Below are 23610 nucleotides of genomic sequence, written 5' to 3'. Positions count from 1 at the left end.
AGCGATCCGGTAAATGCTCTCCATCTTTCCGGCAGCCGGCTTGGATTGTGCCGCTGCATACCAAAAAGACGGCACGCGGCCGTCTTATGGTAGTCGATCCTATAAGTTAGTCTTTGATCAGCGACAGAAATTCAGCACGCAGAGCGGGGTCCGTGCGGAACGATCCGCGGACTGCGGACGTCACCGTTTTGCTGCCCGGCTTCTTAACTCCCCTTGCGCACATGCACAGATGTTCCCCTTCAACAACAACCATCACGCCGTGAGGCTCCAGCACTTCATCCAGTGTGTTAGCCATCTGGGAAGTGATTCTCTCCTGGACCTGCAGTCTGCGTGTAATGGCATCGGCCAGACGGGCAAATTTGCTTAGTCCCGCGATTTTGCCGCTCGGGATATATCCTACATGAATCTTGCCGAAAAACGGCGCCATATGATGCTCGCACTGGCTGTAGTACACGATATCCTTAATAATGACCAGTTCTTCGTGCTGTTCATCAAAACTAACGCCCAGCACATCATTCACATCGGCATCATAGCCTGCGAAAATCTCCTCGTACATCCGGGTAACCCGGGCAGGCGTGTCCAGAAGACCTTCACGCTGTGGATCTTCTCCGATTAAACGCAGGATTTCACGAATATGTCCTTCAATCTGTTCGCGGTTATCCGCGACACTTTTGTTTTTGTATTCCTTAGCCGGCATGTTGGTCTCCTTCCCATCCGTTCCCCACGATATGATCGACGAGTCTACCGCTGTACTGCAGAGCGAGGCTGCTGCGGTGAGCTTTGCTGAGCAGCATGCCTCCCTGCAGAAGAGCCGTCAGAGCTGCAGCGGTTTCTTGCGCCTTCATACCATGAAGATTAATATCTTGATCAGCCGTCCCTTCCAGCAGACAAGCCTCTATCCTCTGCTGCACTTCCTCCAGAAAATCGCTGATTATTCCGCGCAAAGCTTCGTAGCGGCCGCTCAGCTCAATCGCCAGATTCCCGATATAGCAGCCTCTGCGGCAATCATGCTCCTCGGCAGCCGCCTGCATGAGCCGGAACAACCGGCTGATTCTTTCTTTCGGAGACAACGCCTTATTATCCAGTGACGGAATGAATATCTGCTCATTCATGAGCGCAATTTTCTGCTGGATTACCTGACGCCCAAGCTCTTCTTTACTTTTGAAGTGGTAATAAAAATTACTTTTGCATACGCCGCAATGCGAGAGAATCTCCTCCAGACCGGTAGCCTGAAAGCCTTGCTCGTGAAAAAGTTCCATGGCAGCAGCGAGAATTTTGTCTTTGTTGCTGGGCATAAGCCAACCACCTCTGGATAATACTGGTCTGTTCTAATGTGACATACGCCGAAAAGCCGATGCCGGGAATCCGGCAGCCGCTCTCAGGACATCTTATTTGGACTTTGTTTTGGCTTTAGGCTTCTTCGGCGACATGTTCTGGTTCTTCATCATCGATTGCACCTTAGTCATCTGCTGCTTGTTCATGTTATAACCCATTTGCTTGGCCATCTTCTGAATCATTTCGGGATTATTCTGCATTGACTCGAGCTGTCTGCGGAGATAGTATACCCCGATGAAAAATCCTCCGACTAACCCGACAATCAAAGTTAAGATCGGAATGATAATGTCCCACATCTTGCTTTCCCCCTGCATCCAAAGATTGTAATCCCATTTATAATAGCATTATTAAGCAAGAAAATCCAAGCTCTTTACCCGAGCACGTGTTCGATAAAAAGAGTCGTATGCTGTGCCAGATCCACTTCTTTGACCTCCAGGTCACTGCCGCCCTCCTGCTTCACGATCCGGACGATCGGACGGCCCGGCAGTCCTCTGTGCTGGCCGACCACAACGCCCGTCTCACGCGAGGACAAGCGGACGGAAGTGCCCGTCGAATAGATGGATACTGTCCGCAGGAATTGGATGAGCACTTCGCGGTCAAGTTTGGTTCCAGCCAGCGCCATCATATGTTCAATGGCTACATGAGGCAGCATTCCGGTTTTTAATTCATCGCTGCGGAGCAAATTGTCGTATGTATTCGCAACGGATACGATTCTGGCGTAGAGATGAATCTGATCGACCAGCAGTCTTCTAGGCTGACCTAAGCCGTCCGGCGTCTCGTGATGCTGGAAAGCCACGTGTGCGATCAGCAGACTATATTCGCGCTTGTGCTTGAGCAGCTCGAACCCGCGCCATGTATGATGCAGCCGTTCATCCGGCGACTTGTCGTCTGTAATCGCATCCATTTTACCGATGTCGTGAAGAAGCGCTCCTGTCGCAAGCTCTTTCAGCTGGAGCTGGTTGAGGCCCATGTTAATCCCGATCAGCGTAGAAATCGTACATACATTCAGCGCATGCAGATACATGTCGTTGTCTTTGGTACGAATATCCGTCAGTTGGATAAGAACATCGCTGTTCTTCATAATTTCGTTAAGGAGCGTGTCGATACTGATGCTCAGGGAGCGCGAATCGAAATCTTTGCCCGAGCGGGTCGTACTGAGCGTGTCCTGCATCTTTTTCATTACAATGCGCTTCGTCTCATCACTGACCACTTCCGGCAGCTCGATATCTTCCGTAAGCGGATCTTGGATGTAGAGCATCGTCACTCCGATTCGGCGCAAGGTGGTAATCATATATACTGTCAGCTGCACACCTTCTGCAAGAAGAACAGCCCCGTTTCCTGAGAAAATGGTTTTACCCAGATATTGTCCTGTTTCTATGGAATCAATGGGAACATACTTCATGCCTTCCACTCCCGCTTCTTCGTTGTAAGGTTAACTGGTCTCTGCACTGATTTCCAGCTGCAGGAGAGTCGTCTTTATATTCAGCCCGCCGGCGTAGCCGACAAGTTGTCCCGAGGCACCGATGATCCTGTGGCAAGGAACCAGAATGGGAACGGGATTGCGGTTATTGGCACCGCCCACTGCCCGCACTGCTTTGGGCGCCCCTATGGATTCTGCGATATCCTTATAGGAAGCCGTCTCCCCATAAGGGACTTTCAGAAGCGCCGTCCATACACGTCGCTGGAACTCGGTCCCGCGCAGATCAATCGGCAGGTCGAATTCTTTGCGCCGGCCGGCAAAGTATTCATCCAGCTGCCCGGCAAACGTGCGCAGACGGCCTGGATTGCGGCGCAAGCCCGCTTCGGGCATCCAGTTCATCTTCCACCGCCGAAGCTTCTCCAGCGCGTCAGGAAGGCCTCCAAACGCCACGGTGCATAGCCCCTGGTCCGTAGCGGCAAGCAGCAGCGGGCCTGCCGGAGACTCTTCCAGCACATCATAATCAATAAACTCAGAGTCATGGCCGTCATTCATGATTCCCATCCTCTTTCTCTTCCCATTCCACCTGCGGCATACCGGTTCCCGGTTCAGGACTATACCGGGAACCGCCAGGCAGATTGCCGTCACTTTCCGGTTCGCGGAGCAGACCCAGCTTCCTCGCTGCCTTAAGCAGCTCTTCCGACACGATATCGTCCCGCTCATGCCGCATCGCTTCGTCCACTGCTTCGGCTGCGGCATCCCCGCCGATCTTACCGAGCGCCCATGCCGCCGTTCCCCTCAGCTCAGGCCGGGGATCTTCTCTCAGCAGAGAGCGGAGAACAGGCACGGCGGACCGGTCCTTGAAGTTCCCAAGCGCAAGCACGGCATTGCGCTGGATCGGTTTGCGGCCCCGCCACGCCGCCGAGCTCTGACCGAACCTCTCCTTGAAGTCGCGGTTGCCCATCGTAAGCAGCGGAACAAGCAGCGGCTTAACGACTTCATGATCCGGCTGCAGCTCCGCATGATGCGTCCAGTTCTTGCCCTTGTTAATCGGGCAGACGACTTGGCAGGTATCGCAGCCATACAGCCGGTTGCCTATTTTATCTTTAAATTCGTCGGGCATGTGCCCTTTCGTTTGCGTCAAGAACGAAATACAGCGTCCCGCGTTGAGCTGTCCGGGTCCGACAAGAGCTCCGGTCGGACAGGCATCTATACAAATCGTGCAATCTCCGCACTGATCCATAATAGATGTATCGGCGGGAAACGGCACATTTGTAAGCAGCTCGCCGAGATAGACCCATGAGCCCCACTCCGGCGTGATGACGGCGCAGTTCTTGCCGACCCAGCCGATGCCCGCCCGCTCTGCAACGGCGCGGTCCACGAGGGCGCCGGTATCGACCATATCTTCGAAGCGCAGACCCTCCACCCGCTCCTCCAGGAAACCGGCTAGTTTCTTAAGCCGTTCCCTCAGCACATGATGGTAGTCCTGCCCCCATGCCGAGCGCGATAACATCCCCCGGTACGCGCCTTTCTCCGAGCGCGGGGGATTGCTCAGCTTGGAAGGATAAGCAACTGCAATCGCGAGAATAGACTTCGGCTCCGCCAGACTAAGCTCGGGATGCACACGCTTCTCAATGTCCGGCTCCTCGAATCCCGATTCGTAACCTTTTTCCCTATGCCTTAACAGAATGTCCTTCAATTCATGAAAAGGCTCCGCCGAGGCGAAACCAATCTTGTCGATTCCCATCGACGGCGCCGCTTCAATCAGCTCCTGCTTCAAAAGAAGCCATTCCTTGGCGGATGCTGATGTCACGGACAAGCGCATCACAATTCCTCCTTTGCCCCTATCGTTACTTCCGGGTTATAACCCGCTCATACTGGACGGCGGCCAGACAATCCACTCCGCGCGTCCGATAAGCCCTCCCTCAGGTACGGAGCCGAAAAAACGGCTGTCCAGGCTGCCTTCACGGCGGCGGTTGTCCCCCATAACGAACAAGGTTCCTTCCGCTACCACAAGAGGGCCGAAATCACCGTCCTCGATTCGCGCATCCGAATAAGGCTCTACCGCTTCCTTGCCGTCGATATATAGGCGTCCGTCCGCGATTTCAACACGCTGCCCGGCAGTGGCAACAATCCTTTTGACCAGATAAGGATGCTCCCCCCTGTTCACGGAAGCGGGCTCTTTCAAGATCACCATATCTCCTTGCCCGAATTCACCCATCCAAGGCACTGTTTTATTAACGAACAACCACTGTTCCGGCTGCAGTGTGGGCTGCATAGACGTTCCCCGTACCATTGAAATGTTGAATCCCCAGCGCTGAATAACCAGAACCGCCAGCACAATGAGGAGAACGGTCCCGGCTGCATGCCGCAGCTCTTTCCGGTTCCTCAAACGGGTTTGTTGAGAATCTGCAGATGCAGCGGTCTTCCTAGTAGTCTGCCCGGAATGCGACACATCAGACCTCCGTTCCACGGTCCTTCCATAACTGATAATACCTTCTCACACTCTCGTCATGAAAAGGAGCATCCGATCTCTCGATCCGCTTCAGCAAGGAGTCCAGTCCCGCTTTGACCTTCGTTTCTACCAGCGACGGGTAGCGGTACAGCAACTTGTGCTGTTCATATTCTTCCTGATCCACGATATGGACATCGCCCGCAGGCATCCGAATCACATCCAGATCGTAATCTATATACGTCAGTACATGACCGGCCTGGTAGACCGGGGAAGCGACATTGCAGTAATATCGCACTCCCCCCTCTTCGAGCAAAGCCACGATGTTGTACCATTCTCCCGGAATAAAAAAAGAGACACCCGGAATCCGGCTTGTCCATTCTTTTCCGTCTGATTCCTGAATCTTCGTCTGATTGTTAATCAGTACGATCATAGCCTCACGCTTGTGCTCGGGCAGGAGCTCTTCCTCCGGAACTTTCCAGTTCTCCAGCCACATTCTGTGCAGATGGCCGTCATGCTTGAAGCTTTTAATTATGCGGTGTGTAAAAGAATCCATTCAACTCTGCCCCTCTATATTAATCCGGCTCATTCCGACATTGGAACGTACACGCTTATGATCCTGCAATCATGAATAGACAGGCAGTCATTATATCCATTAAACCTTCATGGTCATTTATCATTAATTCCACTAACTGATGATCCGGTAAAGGAAGCGGCTAAGAAACAGTCCGGCATCCTAAAGACTCATTGCCTTAACCTTATTTTGGCGATGAAAAAAGCTCCGTCCGGAGCCTGCATTCACCCTGCCAAACAACAAAGGCATATCTTCCTCCCGGGAACGGAGCTTGTCCGCTTCGACAAAAAGATATGCCTTCATTATACAATAATTGATCCCTACATGCTCGCTTTCTTTACAATGCTAAGCCGATTTGCGCTGCGTGTAAAATCAGACGGGCTGTAGCCTACTGACTCATAAACAGGAATCACCATTTCATTGTGGTGATCGACTGTCACGAGAATACGATTGACCTTCCGCTGAATAAAACGCTGTTTCATTCCTTCAATTAACGCCTTGCCGATTCCTTTACGGCGGTGTCCGGGTGCTACGGCAAGCCGGTAATAGTACCCTTTGTTATCATCAATAGTACCAATCACCATGCCAACCAGTTCTCCCTGATCCTCCGCAACCAAAACTAATTCGCCATCCCATGACAGCTGCTTAGCAAAAGCCTGCATGGTTTCTTTGTAACAAAGTTCACTGAGTGCTTCTTGAAGCAAACCCGAGATGAGGCTGTAATCAGACAATCGAAAAGAACGAACACGCATGAGGTCCACTCCCACAAATCAATTTGTAAGGATAATCTTACGACAAAAAACGCCGAAAATCCTCTCTTTTTTTAAAAAAACTGTAGTTTTCTAAACAAATTTAATGTAACCGCTTTAAATTAAGCGGTTACATTGTCATTATTCCTTTCAATCGCCTAAAAAGAACTAATTTTACCAGTTAACGAGACGGACTTCCTATGACTAAAAGCCTCAAGTAATTCCGCTCCCGTTACATATGGATGATCAAAAGTCAGCTTAATCCGGCTGTCATGGTGCAGACGACAAGCAGCAGCCAGCGGCCTCTTTACCCGATTTCCAATTTATGAAACAGGTATCAAGGTCCTACCTCATCGTGCAAAAACTTGTTATACTTAAAAAGTTTTTGTTTAGAATATGCAAAACCGGGCACAAAAATATACAACAAGAGAGGTGCTGCATGATTGATTTATTGCAAACAATAATCGATTCCCTGAACAATTTTCTGTGGTCCAAGCTTCTGATCGTTCTCCTCATCACCGTCGGTCTTTATTTTACTTATCGATCGAAGTTTATGCAGTTCCGTATGCTCCGGGATATGTTTCGGGTCTTGTTTGAGTCCAAAGGCGGCTCCCGTGACGATATTTCACCCTTCCAGGCGTTCTGTATCAGTATGGCCGCCCGCGTCGGGACAGGGAATATTACAGGCGTAGCCATCGCCGTAGCTCTGGGGGGCCCCGGAGCCGTATTCTGGATGTGGGTCATCGCCATAATCGGCTCGGCTTCAAGCTTTGTGGAAAGCACCCTGGCCCAGGTCTATAAAATCCGGGATAAGAACGGCTTCCGCGGGGGACCGGCCTACTATATGCAGACTGGCCTCAAGAAGCGCTGGATGGGCGCTCTGTTCGCCGTGCTGATTACGATTTCGTTCGGGCTTGTATTTAATGCCGTCCAGTCCAACACCATTACCATCGCTTTCGAGAACTCATTCGGGACTGACCGCCTGACGGTCGGAATCATTATGACGGTTATACTGGCCGCAATTATATTCGGCGGTGTAAAACGAATTGCCAAAATGTCCGAATATATCGTTGTCGTGCTTGCCGCCGTTTATATCGGCGTAGCCTTGTTCATCGTAATGATGAACATCACGGAAATGCCTGCCGTACTGGCTCTGATCGTGAAGAGCGCGTTCGGCTTCGAGCAGATCGCGGGCGGTTCGCTCGGGGCGGCGCTTATGCAAGGCGTGAAACGCGGCCTCTTCTCCAATGAAGCCGGTATGGGAAGTGCCCCGAATGCCGCAGCAACGGCAACCACCTCCCACCCGGCCAAGCAAGGGCTGATCCAAGCTCTGGGTGTCCTGTTCGACACACTGGTTATTTGCACCAGTACCGCGTTTATCGTTCTGCTCTCCGGGTCCTATACCGATCCGAGTCTTAACGGCATCGAACTGACACAAGCCGCATTAAGCGTTCATATGGGTTCATGGGCTTCGGGTTTTCTGGCCATCATGGTGTTCCTGTTTGCGTTCAGTACGCTGCTGGGCAATTATTATTACGGTGAAACCAACATTGAATTTCTGAATTCCAATAAAATCTGGGTCCAGCTTTACCGGATTGCGGTTATGGCCATGGTGGTTTTCGGCTCTATCGCCCAAGTTCAATTGGTATGGGATTTGGCCGATTTGTTTATGGGTCTCATGGTTGTGGTCAATCTGATCGCGATAACCCTGCTGTCAAAAATCGCATTCTCTGTCCTACAAGACTACATCAAACAGAGAAAGGCGGGCGAAGATCCCGTGTTTACGAAAGACCGTGTTCCCGGACTCGACAATATTGAATGCTGGGACCCGGCTGCTTCTGATCCGGATACATCACGAACACGTTAACGACTCATCAATCAAGTTAACCGAGGGCTGGCAAGTCCAGTATGCAATGTAATTCCCCTCAAGCAGTCAAGCGGTCACGCGGTCAGTCCATTTCTATAAAGAAACCTTTAGAACAGCCCCAGTCCGGCATTGTCCCGGGTTGAGGCTGTTTTTTTTTCGCCTTATACGAGAAAAATCCCCTGAAGTAAAGACGCGCGGGTTACACCACACCGTCTACTTCAAGGGATTTTTATCAACAAAGGCAGGCTCTTTCACCGGCCTGGCGTATTTTCAAAAAGAATGATTGCATACCAAACACTAAGACGGCAGTCAGACCCTACTCGACTGCAAAAAATCTTGGAAGATAAGCCTTGTTCTGCTCCAACATTTCTTCCAGCATCTTCTCGGCATCGTTAACCGAAGAAATAAGCGGATGGTGGGCAAGCGCCTGCAGTGCAATTCCGCGGTCGCCTGTAATCGCAGCTTCAATCGCTAGCACTTCGTACGTTTTGACTGCGCAGATCAGGCCCTTTATCGACTCAGGAACTTTTTTGACGGTAACCGGAATTGGCCCCTGCTTAGTCACGATACAGTTAACCTCGATACAAGCGTCACCGGGAAGGAAATCCAGCGCGCCGTTATTCGGTACATTCAGCGTCTGGATGTCGCGTGTATCGTTGTACAGGGAACACATAAGATTAACTGCCGCCTCCGAATAGTAAGCGCCCCCGCGCTTTTCCAGCTGCTTCGGTTTCTCGGTTAATTCAGGGTCCTTGTACAATTCGAACAGTTCTTCCTCTACGCGCTTCACTACCTCTGCACGGGTTCCATCTTTCTTAGAAGCTTCCTGCAGTTCTTTGAGCATTTCATCTCTCAGATAGAAGTACTTCAAGTAGTAAGACGGCACTCCTCCCAGCCCGCTGATGAAGCTTTTGTTCCATTCCAGCTGCGGTACGTTCTTCGCGGAATATCCGCTGCCGCTTCCCAGCAGCTCTTCCAGCTTGGATTCACCGTTTACCGTGATCTGAGTAATCCAGTGCAGGTGATTCAATCCTACGAATTCCATATAAATGCCGGATGCAGGAGCATCATATTCTTTCATCAGCCATTTGTGCATACCGATAGGTGCATTACACAAGCCGATTGATTTGATCTTGCTGTGTTTGGATAGTGCTTCCGTTACCATACCGGCCGGATTCGTAAAGTTAAGCAGCCATGCATCCGGACAGAGCTCTTCCATATCCCGGCAAATATCCAGCAGGACCGGGATCGTACGGAATGCTTTCATCATGCCTCCCGGACCGGTAGTTTCCTGGCCGATAATGCCGTATTTCAGTGGAATCGACTCGTCCCATGAGCGTGCTTCCAGCATGCCCACACGCATTTGCGTGGAGACAAAATCCGCTCCGGGAAGAGCTTCCCGGCGGTCCAGAGTCAAATTGACCCCAATCGGCAGACCCGACTTCTCGACCATTCTCTTCGCAAGATTGCCGACAATCTCCAGCTTCCATTCCCCTTGCGGAATATCTACGAGCCAGATTTCGCGGACCGGAAGCCTGTCATAGTTATTGATAAACCCTTCCACGATTTCCGGTGTATAAGAAGAACCTCCGCCAATAACAACAATTTTCAAGCCTTTTTCCATTTCTCTCACTCCCCGATTAGTTTGTCTCTCTTGAAACGGACGAACTGTTTGCTTCTGCTGCCCTTAATCAGAGCAGCCTTATCTCCCGAACCCTTGCAGGATGCCGTCCTGCCTTCCTGCCGTGCCCGCCGGGCGCTCAAAGGGCTCTCAGCGGTTCCAGCTACATCTTAAGCTGCTTTAGACGCTCGCTTACTTCTTCGCTCACCGTCATTCCGCCGCGCTGCATCGCCAACAGCACAGAACCGACAACAGGCTCGGCTTCCAGTCTTCGGATCTTGCTGCGGGGCGCCGCTTTCTTGGCGGCTTCTTCAATGTACTTCTCCACATAGTCACCGTCGCCGCGCATTAATACGCTTCCTGCCAGTACGACATCGAACTCGTCTTCCGACATGTCCAGGCGTTTAATGACGGCTCCGATCGACAAGCCGAGCTCCTCCCCTTGCTGGCGTAGAATTCGGAGGGCAGCCGCGTCGCCTTGCGAAGCCGCTTCGAACAGGAGCTTCGTCAAGTTGTTCGGAATTCTCTTCTCATGGTCCAGGAAATCATTGAACATGTCCTCAACGGACTCGTAGCCAAGCTGCTTAAGCACAAGTCCGGTCAGCAGCGTCTCTTCCTCACGTCCGTCCCAGGCACGGATCACCGTGCGGAAGGCTTCGGTGGAAAGCCCGCTGCCGCCTCCGAAATCGCCAAAAGCATAAGAGAAGCCGCCGCATTGATACGCTTCTCCCCGCTCATTCATCCCGGAACAGTTCACGCCTGTTCCCGAAATGACCACGACGCCCGATTGTCTCGTCGTGCCGGCACGCATGGCGACAATCGTATCGCACGCCAGGTCCCAGTTCTTAAATTCCACCTTGCGCAGAATTTCCCGCAGAATGCGGAAATCCGTCTCCCGGTCTGCGCCTGCCAAGCCGAAAAAAGCAAAAGCGATATCCGGCTTGGTTAATCCGGCCTGCTGAAGTGCACCCTCTACCGCTTCGTTGATGCTGTGTACAGCAACAGCATGGTTAATCTGGTGATTTCCCATTCCGCTCCTGCCTGTTCCGACGACATTCCCCGACTCGTCGGCAATGACGGCGTAAGTTTTAGTTCCTCCGGCGTCCATTCCCAAGTAATAATTCACGGCTCTCCCTCTCCTGTTTCGTGCAATATAATCTATCTTTCCTATACTTACGGCCGGCAGACGGTCGTAGATTCGCGAACGACTAATTCCGGTTCCAGCTTAATGGACGCGTTGCGCCTCTGGGCTCCGCTCTTAATTCTCAGGAGCAGTTTGACCGCTTCCTGAGCAATCCCTTCCGCCGGCTGCCGGATCGTAGTCAGCCGGGGATGAATATCCGCAGAAAAAGCCTGATCATCGTAGCCGATGACAGACAGATCCTGCGGAACGTGACGGCCCGCATCCCGGAATGCCTCCACAATGCCAAGCGCGATGAAGTCGTCCGCTGCGAAAACCGCCGTAGGACACTCTCCTCCGGCAAGCCAGCTCTTGGCAATTTCGTAACCGTCCCGGATGTTAAAATCGGAATCGACCATCAGATAGGGCGTAAGTCCGGCTTCCGCCATGGCATCCATATAGCCCCGTTTGCGTTCTCTCGCGCTCCGGTACAGGGCGGGGCCGCAGACATGCGCAATTCGCGTGTGGCCCAGGCCAAGCAAATGTCGGGTTGCCGTCAGCCCCCCCATATAATTATCGACATTAACAACCGAGGCGCTCGTATCTTCCAGCTGGTTATCCACCAGGACGAAAGGGATTTTCTTTCTTTTGAGCTCCAGCACATCGCGCTCTTCATTGAGGGGGGACAGAAGAATAATGCCGTCCACCCGGTCTTCCTGATACAGGAAATTGCTGCTCTCTCCATTAGCAGTTTCCGCTGTCTCAGGCTCAATAGACAGAGCCAGAAAGTATCCGTGTTCCTTTAGAGCATCATTCACACTCTTGATAATTCCATCAAACAGCGTGTCCTGCAGCGTCGTAAGCGTCAGCCCGATTACGCCTGTCTTCCCCATAGCAAGACTCCGCGCAGCCGAATTCGGCCGGTAGTCCAGCTCCTTAATAGCCTGAAGCACTTTCTGCCGGTTCTTTTCTCTGACTGATGGGAAATCGTTGAGAACCCGGGATACCGTAACAACCGACACCCCGGCCTTCTTCGCAACGTCAAAAATACTGATTTTCATCCAATCGAACTCCCAACGTCGAATTTCTGTTCAACAGGGCTGGTTAAGAGTCCGACCCTGTTATTTTTTCTGCCTTTTCGCCAAAATTTCATTGATGTGCTTTTGGAGCCCCGGCATGACGTCATCTACCGATTTCTGACCGTTTTCAAGCGGCTCCATCTCGTTCTTAATGATCGTATTCAGCTCCGCATACCCCGGGATCATGTGATTCCACGATTCCGTACCGTATTTAATGCCGCCCTCGTACACGTTCTTTACATCCTTAGGATCGATATTCGCAAAAGTACTGAAATATTTCTCAGCCGCCAAGGCATTAGCCGGAGGGGTTCCGCCGCTAAGCTCGATCGCCTTCTCCTGTGTTTCCTTGGTGAGCTGAAACTTGATCCATTCCAGCGCTTCTTGGGGATGCTTCGAATCTTTCAGGATAAACAGCGGATCGACATACAAGACGTCCCGGATCTTCTCGTTCTTGCCGGCCGGAATGGCCGCCACACCGACCTTGAAGCCGAAATCGTTGGAGCCGGCCAACAGCCAGGCGCCCCCGACAGACATGCCTACCTTGCCTGCTGCAAACGGATCCCCGCCCTCGCCCGCTACCGCTTTGCTCGTAACGGGATCGATCATGCTTTTATCTTTGTGCATCATGTCATAAATGGTCCGGTAAGCATCCTTGACCTCGGGCGAGTTAAAACGCGAGGAGGCGGGATTGCCACCGTTCTTGGTGAATGTATCCTCCGGATAGACACTGGTTCCGAAATAGAGCGGACGCATATCCCGCTCAGACCAGCCCCAGTCAATTCCGAACTGGGTCTTGTTCAAATCTTTGGAAACATTCGTCAGTTTCCGGGCATAGTCCTGCATTTTCTCAAAAGTCCAGGACTTATCTTCATAATCCGACGGCGGATACGGCAGGCCCGCTTTGTCAAACATATCCTTATTATATACGAGAACGGAAACGTAACTATAGACTGGAATTCCATAAGTTCTGTCATTAACCTTATAGATGTCCATCAAGTGATCCGGAATTCCATAATCCGAGGCTTTAAAATTATCCGCCTTGAGAAGGTCCGTCATGTCACGAATCATGCCTTTATCGTAATACTCGGCGAACCCGGCGTCGCCCCAGTGGGACGTTACATCCGGTGCATTGCCTGATGCTACCATGCTTTGCAGCTTCGATTCGAACTGCTCATATGGAGCTTTCACGATCTTTACCTTAATGCCGGGATTTTGTTTCTCGAATTCGGGAATAAGCTCCTCGACATAAGCTTTATCCGGCGCATCCTGGGTATAATGCGTAAGCGTTACGATTTCTCCCTTGCCTTCTGTGCCGGGGTCCTTCGCGGTTTCCCCTGCTGAACAAGCGGTTAACGCCAGCGCCCCCGCCATCCATACGGCCATCGCCGTTCCTATCGCCTTCCTCGGCTTCATCATTGTGAATAGACCTCCTTCTATTGGCTCGGTATTTATTTGACTCCCGTCAGCACGATACTCTGCACAAAGTAGCGCTGCGCGGTGGAGAATAAAACCAGGATCGGGACAATTGCCAGCAGAGACGCGGCCATAACCACGTTCCATGAAGGCGGGCGGGTGGTTGAGGACACCATACCGGCCATGCCGATCGGAAGCGTGAACTTCTCGGTCGAGTTCAGGTAAAGCACCTGACCGAGCAGATCGTTCCAGCTCCATATGAAGGAGAAAATCGCAACGGTAGCAAGAGCCGGGCCGGACAAAGGAAGAGCGATACTCCACCACTGGCGGATTTCCGAGCAGCCGTCTACTTTAGCTGCCTCGAACAACTCACCGCTCAGTGAGGTGTAGAACTGCCGCAGCAGGAAAATAAAATAAGCGGAACCCAGAAACGCCGGAACAATAAGCGGCAGGAAGCTGTCGACCCAGCCGAGCTGTTTGAAAAGAATAAACTGCGGAATCATGACAGCCGGGTAAGGCAGCATCATCGTGGCGAGCAGAAAAGCAAACAGAATATTCTTGCCTTTGGCGCGGTATCTGGAGAAGCCGTACGCGACAAAAGCGGAGGAAAGCACGGTACCGGTAACCGTCAGAATTCCAATCATCAGACTGTTCTGGTACCAGGTTACAAAATCAAGTTCGAACAGCTTCGTGAAATTCTCGGTCACGATTGTGTCCGGGATCAAAGTCGGCGGGAATCTTAGCGATTCCGCCCTTGTTTTGAAAGCAGTGGACAGCATGTGAATGGACGGAAGAACCATCAGAACGGATAAGAGCAGAAGCACCGCAAAGACCACCCAGTCGAACCATGTCCGCCTGCCTGCTTTTAGAACCGAAGACTTGTGAGCCTTCTTCGTTTGTGGACCTGTGCCAGCCGTATTCATGCCCCGTCTCCCCCTTCGTAGTGAACGAATCGCCTGGATCCTTTCATAATCAGCAAAGCGAGAAGCATAACGGCGATGAGCAGCAGCCAGGCCATAGCGGAAGCGTACCCCATCTTGAAATTCTTGAAGGCGTTCTGATACAAGTAGTACACGTAAAACATCGTCGAGTAATTGGGGCCGCCCTTCGTCATAATAAAGGCCTGTGTAAATACCTGAAACGATTCAATGAGCCCCATGATGAGCTGGAACAGGAAGACCGGCGAAATCATCGGCAGCGTGATGTGCCAGAAGGAACGTATTCGCGTCACTCCGTCAATCTCAGCTGCTTCGTAGAGGGAAGGCGGCACGCTCTGCAGTCCGGCCAGGAAAATCACCATACCTCCCCCTACCGTCCACAGAGACATCAGCACGAGTGCAAGAATCGCCCAATTCTCATCGAACAGCCACAGCGGTCCGGGTAATCCCAACAAGCTCAGACCTTGATTGAGCAGCCCGCTTTGAGGATTAAAAATCCACATCCAGATGAGCGCCATCGCGACACCGGAAATCATACTCGGAAAATACATCACAGTCCGGAAAAAGCCTTTGAACGGAATTCTCTGATTAAGCAGCAGGGCAAAAATCAGCGAAAGCGCAAGCTGGACCGGTACGCTGAGCAGCGTATACCGGACGGTTGCCCAAATAGAGATCCAGAACACCTTATCCTCGAACAAATCCGTATAGTTCCGGAGCCCGACCCATCTAGGCGGATTGACGATATCATACTCTGTAAAACTGTAATAAGCCGACGACACGATGGGATAGAAAGCAAACAAAGCGGCTCCCAAAAGCCAAGGCGAAACGAAAACATAAAACCAGAACGTCTGGTGCCTTGCGGCATGGCTCTTCATAGCATCCTCCTCTTAAAAGTTAAAACGCTTTAACTTTTATTTAAAACAAAAGGCGTTCATTTCATGGGAACCAAATCAGGTATCATGCTATAAACGCCTTTTTAAACAAGGAAAGGTGCAAAGATGCATATTCTAGTGAGTTTCCTTCCGCCATAACGACTCAAAAGTTAAAAGGGTTTAACTTTCATAAATTTAAGATAAACGCTTTCAGGAAGAGTGTCAATGGTTTTTCTTTAGCAAGCAAGAATATGTTAAGCGCTTACATATAGTATGAGACACCTCTTCCCCAGTATCAGCAGGAGGAGACTTACGAATTTCCCTGGAATTGACTTTCCGTGGGATAAGAAGCCGGACAAGCGGTTAATCCTATATACCGGAGGTGAAAAGATATGTCCGGGGATCATGAACGCAGACAACTGCATGAGCTGAGCTCGCTAGAAGCTGCCGATTGGAATGAAGAGGAACTTGCCTACCATCACGCCGTCATGAGCGAGCTGTCGCCTTGGATGAATGCCCAGGGTTCGGCTATACATGCCCAAGTGATTCAGGAGATAGAACGACGCAAAGTAAGAGACCGGCCGACTTATGATACATAAATGTTGCTTTACTATCAAAATTAGCCTTATAATAAAATGGAATGGTAATAGTGATCACTCATCACATTAGGAGGTAATTAAAATCATGGCACATCAACTACCTGCTCTACCTTATCCGAATAACGCTCTGGAACCTCACATCGATGCAACTACGATGGAGATTCACCATGACCGTCACCACAACACATACGTAACTAACCTTAATGCAGCTCTTGAAGGACATGCAGAACTGCAAAGCAAATCCCTGGAGGATCTGATCAGCGATCTGAACAGCCTTCCTGAAAGCATCCGCACCGCAGTTCGCAACAACGGCGGCGGCCATGCGAACCACTCCCTGTTCTGGGAAACAATCGGCCCGAACGCCGGCGGAGCTCCTACAGGTTCCCTAGCGCAAGCTATCGATAGCGAGCTGGGCGGTTTTGATAAATTCAAAGAAGACTTTGCTAAAGCGGCGACAACCCGTTTCGGCAGCGGCTGGGCATGGCTTGCACTGGGCAAAGACGGCCAGCTGAAAGTATACAGCCTGCCTAACCAGGACAGCCCGCTCTTCGAAGGCGACACACCGCTTCTTGGCCTGGACGTATGGGAGCATGCTTACTACCTGAACTACCAGAACAAGCGTCCGGACTACATCGCCGCTTTCTGGAATGTTGTTAACTGGGATGCTGTTAATACTCGTTACGAAGCTGCTAAGAAGTAATTTCAGCTTAACCCGATACACCGGCACTCTCCTATGTCCTTCGGGCATAGGAGAGTGCTTTTTTTGTGCGATGGAATGGCCCGCGAAGGGCAAAGGGCCCGCCACTCTAGGATTTTCGCGATTGCCTGCCATGCAAGCTTCTCCATCACGTCAATCTACCCTAGTTGAGGCAGGCCCACTCAGTGAATTGAACGAATCTAACTTTAAATCTTAATTCTTTATAATAAACATGGCACATAATTATTCACGAAGTTAATCAATTCGTACAGCCGGCTCTACGTCTGCTTTCGCCCGTGCTGGCTTAAGCATCCGGCTTGTCCGCTTGTACGGCCCTGCCGGGTCCGTGTTCCTCCTCATACATCTTCAGCACGCGCAGGAACACGTTCGGGAACGCATAGCGTTCCATCTCCTCCGGTGCCATCCAGCGGTACCGGTACGGGAGTTGGCCCGCCGGCGCGCCGGCTGAGCCGCCAAGCCGGCAGCGGTACACCTTCATGTCCCAATACAGGTGACTGAAGGTGTGGTTCGTGTCCGCGATCCATTCCTGAGGAAGCACGTCCACGTGCTCCTCATCCGCGAGCGCGGACTGCAGCAGTGCCATGTTCCGCGCATCACCGCCCCAGGCGGGGCTGTCTGCGGAACCCCCGGCCCCGCGGCGGCCCCGCCTGGCCGCGGAAGCCGGTGCGATGCCCCCCGCAGCGGCATCGCCAGGTTCCCCGGGCGCCGCCAAGACGGTGCCCGCATCTCCAGCGGCTAACTGTGCCGCCGCTTCGTGCTCCCCCGGCTCCGCGGTGCCGGGGAACGCCGCTGCCATTGACGCGCCTGGACCATCCGCAGACGGTCCAACCGCGACATGCGGCAGCTCCCACATCCGGGCGAGGAGACCTTCCTGCGGACGCTGTCGGATGAGAATCCGTCCCGCGTTCTCGCCCTCGCCCTCGATGAGAGCTACAAGCCGCCGCTCCGGCTTGGGCGGCTTCGCTTTGGTCTTCACCGGCAGCGTCTCTTCCCTGCCGGCCAGCCTGCCCGCGCAGTGGTCCATGACAGGACAAGTCAGGCACTGCGGCGACCGCGGGGTGCAGACCATCGCGCCAAGCTCCATAAGCGCCTGGTTGAAATCCCCTGCGGCACCCTCGGGGATAAGATCACGCGCCAGCTTCTCCATACCGATCCTCGCGGCAGGTTTGGCAATATCGTCTTCGATCAAGAAATATCTCGACAATACCCGCATCACATTGCCGTCTACAGCCGGCTCCGGTTTGTTATACGCGATGCTTAGAACAGCGCCTGAGGTATAAGGCCCAACGCCGCGGAGGGAAGAAAACTCTTCCTTGCTGTCGGGAACCGTCCCGCCGTACTGTTCATGAACTTCGCGGACCGCCTGCTGAAGGTTCCGGGCCCGCGAATAATAGCCGAGGCCCTCCCAAGCCTTCAGCACTTCATCTTCCGGCGCCGTAGCAAGCGCCTCTACCGTAGGGAACAGCTCCGTAAACTTGTGGAAATAAGGAATAACCGTATCTACACGCGTCTGCTGCAGCATAACCTCTGAGATCCAGATATGATAAGGATTCCGGCTTCGTCTCCAGGGAAGATCACGCCGATGTATCAAATACCACGCCAATAAATGGGTGGAGAAAAATTGCTTTTGCTCTGCAGGATATTCCGTGAAAACTCTGCTTGATTTGGAGCCGGCAGCTTTGGTGCGCTTCACCGCTCCGACCGGTTTCTCCTCTAACGGATGTTCGCTGCCGCTGTCAGGCTGTTGTCGTTTAGGCATTCGTAACAGTTCTCCTCTCCGGCACTTCTCAAACCTCTATTATAAAACAAACGGTACAGAGATGGAACAGGCCGGGGTCCAGCTTGTTTTTACCGCTGTAATTGGTTATTCTTGTCGTAATCGCATTAACGGACTACTGGTATGGAAACGGAGGCACACGCTAATGAACGAAGCCCGTCTTGGAGCAGGCCTGCCGGCAGGCGCCCCCTCCAGTCTGCGCTGGCTGACGCCTTTTCTGGCACTTTGGGGCGTACATGGAATTGGAGCGGCTGCTGTTGAATTTTTCGAAGTATGGATTGATCTGCGCTGGCTGGCACAGGCCTTATTTATAGGGGCCGTGCTTATAAGTCTTCTGCTCTGGCTGCGTGTAACACGCAGGACAAGTGCGGTACGGAGCAGCTCCATAACCATCATCATGCTCGCTTTCCCGGCTGCCATGCTGATCGGAGCGGTCGCGGCACTTGAATATGTACAGGCTGTCGGACCTTTTTTCACCCCTCTGTTGAGGTCGTTCCTATTATCGGTAGTGTATGTGCTTCTGGGCACGGCTATCGACAAACGTCTTTTCTGGCTGGGCTTATGGCTCTTCACCCTTACCGTAATCATCGCACTCTGGTATCTCGGCTACTCGGGCGTCATTCTTCAAGGCATGAGCGGCTTGAGCCTGCTGGTATGCGCCTGGTCACTGTCACGTACACAGTCCCGCGTATCTGCCGAATAGTCTCCTGAGTGTGCACTCCCCTAACAGATGCCTACACTTTACTCTTAATCCCTTCACCTGCAAGCCTTATATATACAATAAACCGCCGGTCCAATGAACTGGCGGTTTTATTGTTGATTCAGGAGCTTCTCTGCATTCCGAAGGAAGCGGTATCCAGCCTCAGTTAATTGTGTACATTGCATAATGCTATATTCCGGTAAATGTTCGTGGTGTGCAATCGCCCGATCAGTGGTGATCCGGCTGCTCCGCTACCGCATAAGCGGCCGCAAGCGATCCAGTATGGGTGATGCTTATATGGATGCAAAGCTCCGGGTGCAGGCCGAGTCTGTCTCTTGCCGCTGCCGAAATACGGCAGTGAGGCTTGCCGAGCTCATCCGGCACGATGCTTATATCCTGAAAGCCGACCTGCTTACCGATGCCGCAGCCAAGTGCTTTGACCACCGCTTCTTTAGCCGCAAACCGCCCGGCGGTGAACTCCTTCAGCCTGCCTTGGCGCCGATCCGCTAAACCCCTCTCTTCCTCCGTCAGAATCCGCCGGAGAAACCGGTCGCCCGACGGTTCTTTGATTATCTCCGCAATCCGTCCGATCTCAACGAGATCCATTCCGACTCCCGTGATCATACTTTGTTCCTCCTCCGCTTACATGGTTCCCGTCTGGCAGGCAGCTGACTTGATACCGTTGAAAAACGGTACTGCGCGCCCCGATTATAAAACTGAAAAAAGGAAGAGCCAAGGGCTCTTCCGATATTTTTTCTTAGATCCCGGGAATACCTCTACGCTTGTGATGCGTCTTCTGGTAGTGTTTCTCCAGCTTGTCCGCGGCAGCAGGATCGATTTGTTTGCCCTCGAGATAGTCGCTGTTATCTTCGTAACTAATCCCCAGCTCTTTCTCGTCGGTCTGCCCTTCCCATAATCCTGCGGTCGGAGCTTTATTAACGATGCTGTCCGGCACACCGAGGCTTGCCGCTACAGCGCGGACCTGCCTTTTGTTAAGCGAGCTGAGCGGCGTAATATCCACGGCTCCGTCTCCCCACTTCGTGAAGAAACCGGTAATCGCCTCCGAAGCGTGATCAGTACCTACGACAAGAAGGTTCATTTCAAAAGCAATCGCATATTGTACGACCATCCGCATTCTTGCTTTTACATTGCCCTTGCCTTCTTTGGTCATATGACGGGAATCGCCGATTCCTTTCAATCCGTACTCCACCTCAAGCGCTACTTCGTTAACGGATTCCTCAATGTTCGTTTCCATCCGGTATTTCAGATCGAACGCATCGGCTGTCGCATAGCTGTCATGAATGTCCTCCTGCTTGCCATAAGGCTGGAAAACCCCGACTGTCTTATATTCTTTGCCCGTCTCCGCTGTTAATTCATCGGTTGCTTTTTTACACAGGCCTGCAGCCACTGCACTGTCAATTCCTCCGCTGATTGCGATCAGAAGACCGCTAACCCCCGCCTTTTTCACATAATCTTTCAGAAAGTCTACCCGCTTACGGATCTCTTCCTGTACGTCTATAACCGGTTTAACGCCGAGTTCTTGGATAATCTCCTGCTGTAAACTCATCTTGTCATCCTCCTTCTCCACTCCTAAAGATTTGTATCTATATTACCACAAAAAAAATCCCCCCAACCATCGTATGGTCAGGGGCGACTTTTTCTAGCGGCTTTCTCAGGTTATCCTCTCAGTTCTGACACTCTTAGTTACTTGTAACTGTGATGTTCGTAGGCGTTGATTTTACCAACCCGCCGCCGCCGAAAGTAACGGTAGCACCCGGTTGAAGTGTGCTGTTCCATCCGGAACCTTTAATCACATAATGATTATTGGTTTTGCTGACAATCGTAGCATCCCAAATCGCATTGATATCGCCGCCGGCATAATCAAATTCTAATTTCCAGTTGGTGATCGGCGTTGTACCTGTATTTTTGATGGTGAAGCTGTAGTTGTAACCCGTTCCCCAATCGCTTGTTACTTTAAAAGTTGTCTCGACGCCAGGGCCAGGATTAGTTGTGCCGGTGTCCGTCGTAACGGTAACAGAAGCCGGGGCAGACAGGTTGCCTGCCGCATCTTTGGCTTTTACGGTAAACGTGTAGGCCGTATTCGGCTGCAGGCCTGTTACGTTAGTACTCGTGCCGGCGGCGTTCACTACATTCGTGCCGTAAGCGACTTCGTACCCAGTGACTCCTACGTTATCCGTCGCGGCTGTCCAGCTGAGCGCGACACTGTTCGCTGTTTTACCAGTGGAAACCAGATTCGTTACCGCTGTAGGCGCCTGCGTATCCGGCTGAGCGCCACCTGCATTTGTTGTAACGGTAATGGATACCGGTGCAGACAAATTACCAGCCGCATCCTTCGCTTTGACGGTAAATGTATACGCCGTCGACGGCAGAAGGCCTGTAATGTTGGCGGCAGTACCTGTCACCGTTACTTTGTTGGTACCGTAAGAAACCTCATAGCCTGCTACCCCAACATTATCCGTGGCAGCCGTCCAGCTCAGTGCTACGCTGTTTGCCGTTTTGGAAGGCGATGTGAGGTTCGTTGCCGCTGTCGGAGCCTGTGTATCCGGTTGTACAGGACCTCCCGTCAGTAAGTCGCTGGCTACTTTGTCCAGCAGTTTAGTCGTACAGGAGAACTTCGGACTTGTGCGGCAGTCTGAACTTGTTTCCCAGAACATCGCTCCGCCGAGACCCTTGCTTTTGATGTAAGCTGTCTTGGCTCCGATGGATTGAATATCGTCGTAGCTGATAAAGACTCCGTTCGTCGGGTTAAACAGGTACGGCGTCTTGGTTGTATCGTTCCAGTAACGCGTATAGCCGTTCTTGCCTACATAATTCGCGGCGAGATCGCCGTAATCGAACGTTCCGCTATTCCCGGATGTCCAGTCATCCCATGTCCCTGTAGGCAGCGTGCTGCCGTCCCAGCCCGGTGTACACTTCTGGTATTGCCCGTCATTGTTCGGACCTGGCGCACAGCCCTTCCAACCTTTACCATAGAAGGCCAGTCCCAGTACGATTTTATTCGCGGGAACGCCCTCGTTCAGATAAATTTGCACCGCATCGTTGGTGTTATATTTGCGCTTGTCGCCGACCGTCGGATCATTCGGATCTACATACAGCGCTGCATTGTGATTCGTCTCGGTTTCCCAGCCGCCATGGAAGTCATACGTCATGATGTTAATCCAATCAAGCACTTTGGCGATTTCAGCCAGCTGTGTGTTGTCGGCGTACTTCTGGCTCGCGCCGGAAGCAATCGTCAGCAGGTACTTCTTGCCGTCCTGAGCGCCAGCCGCGTCGAGCTTCTCGCGGACTTTCTGGAGCAGCAGCGTATAATTCTGCTTGTCCGAAGGACTGTACGTGTTGCCCGCCAAACCGCCGGCCACGGGATACTCCCAGTCGAGGTCCACTCCGTCAAAACCGTAGGCACGGATAAATTCAACCGCTGAATTGGCGAAAGTCTCCCGGGTAGCTGCGCTCGCCGCGGTCTCGGAGAAGCGGTTGGACCAAGTCCAGCCTCCTACGGAAATGAGTGTTTTGAGCGATGGATTCTTTTTCTTCAGGTCGCGCATCGCCGCAAAATTACCGCAAAGCGCCTTGGTATTGCACTCATCGTACGTGTAACTCCCATAAGGGGTATTCACGTCCGCCCAGGGCTCACCAACCACGATGGTCCCGTTAGGCACCTGCTTGTTCTGAAGAGGAACAGCCGGGTCTGTACAAGACCACGTATTCTTGTTCGGACTGTCCGGAGACGGATTGCCGTGACGGCCGCCCCAGCAAATATCCGCAAACGCATAGTTGAGATGCGTCAATTTCGTTGCATCGATATCGGGTACTTTATAATTGCGCCCGTAAATTCCCCATGAGGTAAAATACCCGACAATTTTCTGGCTGCTGTCTGCAGCCGCTGCTTGAACGGGACTGCCTCCCGCTCCGAGCAGAGGAGTAAACGTACACAGCACTGCTAATAAGCCCACAAGGGCGGCTTTAACTCTCTTAGAACGCATATTAATATTCCCTTCTTTCTCACTTAGTCTAGTAAAGCTATGAATAACGGATTCATGAATTCACGATTCGCCCCAACTTTGTGTAAGCACTCAGGCTCAATAAGTTCAGTACAGGAATAAGGATGATAAAGAAAACGCTTTCATAAAAGTTTGAATTTCTTACCGCCTAACAAATTGAGTTTCATTCACCTCCTCCATACCAGCAGGTTTTCACACCGCCATCCGCGACCGACTGCATGTCATCAGACCTGTATTCTTTTAAAGAAAGAATACGGCCGTCTTATCTGGACAGCAAGGCGCCCGCGTGCCTGGATTCAGCTCACTATTACACCCACTCGCGTTTTGTACCGGAAGCTGCTTATAGAGCGCGATGAG

Annotated in this window: 23 protein-coding genes; 4 read left to right on the top strand and 19 right to left on the bottom strand. The window is 52.0% G+C overall.

Annotated features, from left to right (window positions below; all coding sequences use genetic code 11):
* Positions 1–106: 106 nt before the first annotated feature.
* The 9 genes from folE to AR333_RS18965 form a co-directional block, all read right to left on the bottom strand.
* A complete protein-coding gene (folE, locus tag AR333_RS19005; RefSeq protein ID WP_068776940.1) occupies positions 107–697 on the bottom strand; it encodes a GTP cyclohydrolase I FolE in 591 nt (196 codons plus the stop codon).
* Complete coding sequence (locus AR333_RS19000; protein WP_068776939.1) at positions 687–1295, bottom strand: TetR/AcrR family transcriptional regulator; 609 nt, start codon at positions 1293–1295, stop codon at positions 687–689. The genes folE and AR333_RS19000 overlap by 11 nt, the downstream gene beginning before the upstream one ends.
* Before the next feature lie 93 nt (positions 1296–1388).
* Positions 1389–1631: a YneF family protein gene (locus AR333_RS18995; protein ID WP_068776938.1), complete on the bottom strand. Its 243-nt coding sequence runs from the start codon at positions 1629–1631 to the stop codon at positions 1389–1391.
* A 74-nt stretch (positions 1632–1705) separates the two neighbouring features.
* The gene (locus AR333_RS18990) at positions 1706–2737 is read right to left on the bottom strand and encodes an HD-GYP domain-containing protein (protein ID WP_068776937.1); all 1032 of its coding nucleotides are present in this window, start codon (positions 2735–2737) and stop codon (positions 1706–1708) included.
* 30 nt (positions 2738–2767) lie between these two features.
* On the bottom strand, positions 2768–3307 hold the full coding sequence (locus AR333_RS25645) for a methylated-DNA--[protein]-cysteine S-methyltransferase (protein ID WP_068776936.1): 540 nt from the start codon (positions 3305–3307) through the stop codon (positions 2768–2770).
* Positions 3300–4577, bottom strand: coding sequence for a tRNA epoxyqueuosine(34) reductase QueG (queG, locus tag AR333_RS18980; RefSeq protein WP_084783826.1), 1278 nt, complete (start codon positions 4575–4577; stop codon positions 3300–3302). The genes AR333_RS25645 and queG overlap by 8 nt, the downstream gene beginning before the upstream one ends.
* Before the next feature lie 36 nt (positions 4578–4613).
* On the bottom strand, positions 4614–5207 hold the full coding sequence (gene lepB / locus AR333_RS18975; protein ID WP_068776935.1) for a signal peptidase I: 594 nt from the start codon (positions 5205–5207) through the stop codon (positions 4614–4616).
* A 1-nt stretch (position 5208) separates the two neighbouring features.
* Positions 5209–5760: a DUF402 domain-containing protein gene (locus tag AR333_RS18970; RefSeq protein ID WP_068776934.1), complete on the bottom strand. Its 552-nt coding sequence runs from the start codon at positions 5758–5760 to the stop codon at positions 5209–5211.
* A 338-nt stretch (positions 5761–6098) separates the two neighbouring features.
* Positions 6099–6530, bottom strand: coding sequence for a GNAT family N-acetyltransferase (locus tag AR333_RS18965; protein WP_068776933.1), 432 nt, complete (start codon positions 6528–6530; stop codon positions 6099–6101).
* A 436-nt stretch (positions 6531–6966) separates the two neighbouring features.
* Here AR333_RS18965 and AR333_RS18960 point away from each other — a divergent pair, with 436 nt between their 5' ends.
* Positions 6967–8394, top strand: coding sequence for a sodium:alanine symporter family protein (locus AR333_RS18960; RefSeq protein WP_068776932.1), 1428 nt, complete (start codon positions 6967–6969; stop codon positions 8392–8394).
* Between the two features lie 316 nt (positions 8395–8710).
* Here AR333_RS18960 and AR333_RS18955 read toward each other — a convergent pair whose 3' ends face one another.
* The 6 genes from AR333_RS18955 to AR333_RS18930 form a co-directional block, all read right to left on the bottom strand.
* Positions 8711–10018 (bottom strand): 6-phospho-beta-glucosidase, encoded by a 1308-nt coding sequence (locus tag AR333_RS18955; protein ID WP_068776931.1) that lies wholly within the window; start codon positions 10016–10018, stop codon positions 8711–8713.
* 160 nt (positions 10019–10178) lie between these two features.
* A complete protein-coding gene (locus AR333_RS18950; protein WP_068776930.1) occupies positions 10179–11141 on the bottom strand; it encodes an N-acetylglucosamine kinase in 963 nt (320 codons plus the stop codon).
* Positions 11142–11188: 47 nt separating this feature from the next.
* Complete coding sequence (locus tag AR333_RS18945; protein ID WP_068776929.1) at positions 11189–12196, bottom strand: LacI family DNA-binding transcriptional regulator; 1008 nt, start codon at positions 12194–12196, stop codon at positions 11189–11191.
* Between the two features lie 60 nt (positions 12197–12256).
* Positions 12257–13630: a sugar ABC transporter substrate-binding protein gene (locus AR333_RS18940; protein WP_068776928.1), complete on the bottom strand. Its 1374-nt coding sequence runs from the start codon at positions 13628–13630 to the stop codon at positions 12257–12259.
* Between the two features lie 32 nt (positions 13631–13662).
* Positions 13663–14550: a carbohydrate ABC transporter permease gene (locus AR333_RS18935; protein ID WP_068776927.1), complete on the bottom strand. Its 888-nt coding sequence runs from the start codon at positions 14548–14550 to the stop codon at positions 13663–13665.
* Complete coding sequence (locus tag AR333_RS18930; protein WP_068776926.1) at positions 14547–15440, bottom strand: carbohydrate ABC transporter permease; 894 nt, start codon at positions 15438–15440, stop codon at positions 14547–14549. Before AR333_RS18930 ends, AR333_RS18935 begins: the two co-directional genes overlap by 4 nt.
* Before the next feature lie 389 nt (positions 15441–15829).
* On the opposite strand from AR333_RS18930, the gene AR333_RS18925 reads away from it, so the two are divergent.
* Both AR333_RS18925 and AR333_RS18920 read left to right on the top strand, forming a co-directional pair.
* Complete coding sequence (locus AR333_RS18925) at positions 15830–16036, top strand: hypothetical protein (RefSeq protein WP_068776925.1); 207 nt, start codon at positions 15830–15832, stop codon at positions 16034–16036.
* Between the two features lie 85 nt (positions 16037–16121).
* Complete coding sequence (locus AR333_RS18920) at positions 16122–16736, top strand: superoxide dismutase (protein WP_068776924.1); 615 nt, start codon at positions 16122–16124, stop codon at positions 16734–16736.
* A 301-nt stretch (positions 16737–17037) separates the two neighbouring features.
* On the opposite strand, the gene mutY is transcribed toward AR333_RS18920, so the two are convergent.
* Positions 17038–18513 (bottom strand): A/G-specific adenine glycosylase, encoded by a 1476-nt coding sequence (gene mutY, locus AR333_RS18915; RefSeq protein WP_084783824.1) that lies wholly within the window; start codon positions 18511–18513, stop codon positions 17038–17040.
* A gap of 163 nt (positions 18514–18676) precedes the next feature.
* On the opposite strand from mutY, the gene AR333_RS18910 reads away from it, so the two are divergent.
* Complete coding sequence (locus tag AR333_RS18910; RefSeq protein ID WP_068776923.1) at positions 18677–19234, top strand: hypothetical protein; 558 nt, start codon at positions 18677–18679, stop codon at positions 19232–19234.
* 225 nt (positions 19235–19459) lie between these two features.
* Here the strand turns inward: AR333_RS18910 and acpS are convergent, their stop codons facing one another.
* The 3 genes from acpS to AR333_RS18895 form a co-directional block, all read right to left on the bottom strand.
* A complete protein-coding gene (acpS, locus tag AR333_RS18905; RefSeq protein ID WP_068776922.1) occupies positions 19460–19855 on the bottom strand; it encodes a holo-ACP synthase in 396 nt (131 codons plus the stop codon).
* Between the two features lie 133 nt (positions 19856–19988).
* Positions 19989–20798: an ammonia-dependent NAD(+) synthetase gene (nadE, locus tag AR333_RS18900; RefSeq protein WP_068776921.1), complete on the bottom strand. Its 810-nt coding sequence runs from the start codon at positions 20796–20798 to the stop codon at positions 19989–19991.
* Positions 20799–20931: 133 nt separating this feature from the next.
* Positions 20932–23235, bottom strand: a complete 2304-nt coding sequence (locus AR333_RS18895; RefSeq protein ID WP_068776920.1) for a glycosyl hydrolase family 18 protein — start codon at positions 23233–23235, stop codon at positions 20932–20934.
* Positions 23236–23610: the final 375 nt, after the last annotated feature.

This window comes from Paenibacillus sp. FJAT-26967, from assembly GCF_001541095.1.
Lineage (GTDB): Bacteria > Bacillota > Bacilli > Paenibacillales > NBRC-103111 > Paenibacillus_F.
The sequence above is the reverse complement of the archived record's forward strand: the minus strand, read 5'-3'. Positions and strand labels throughout refer to the sequence as shown.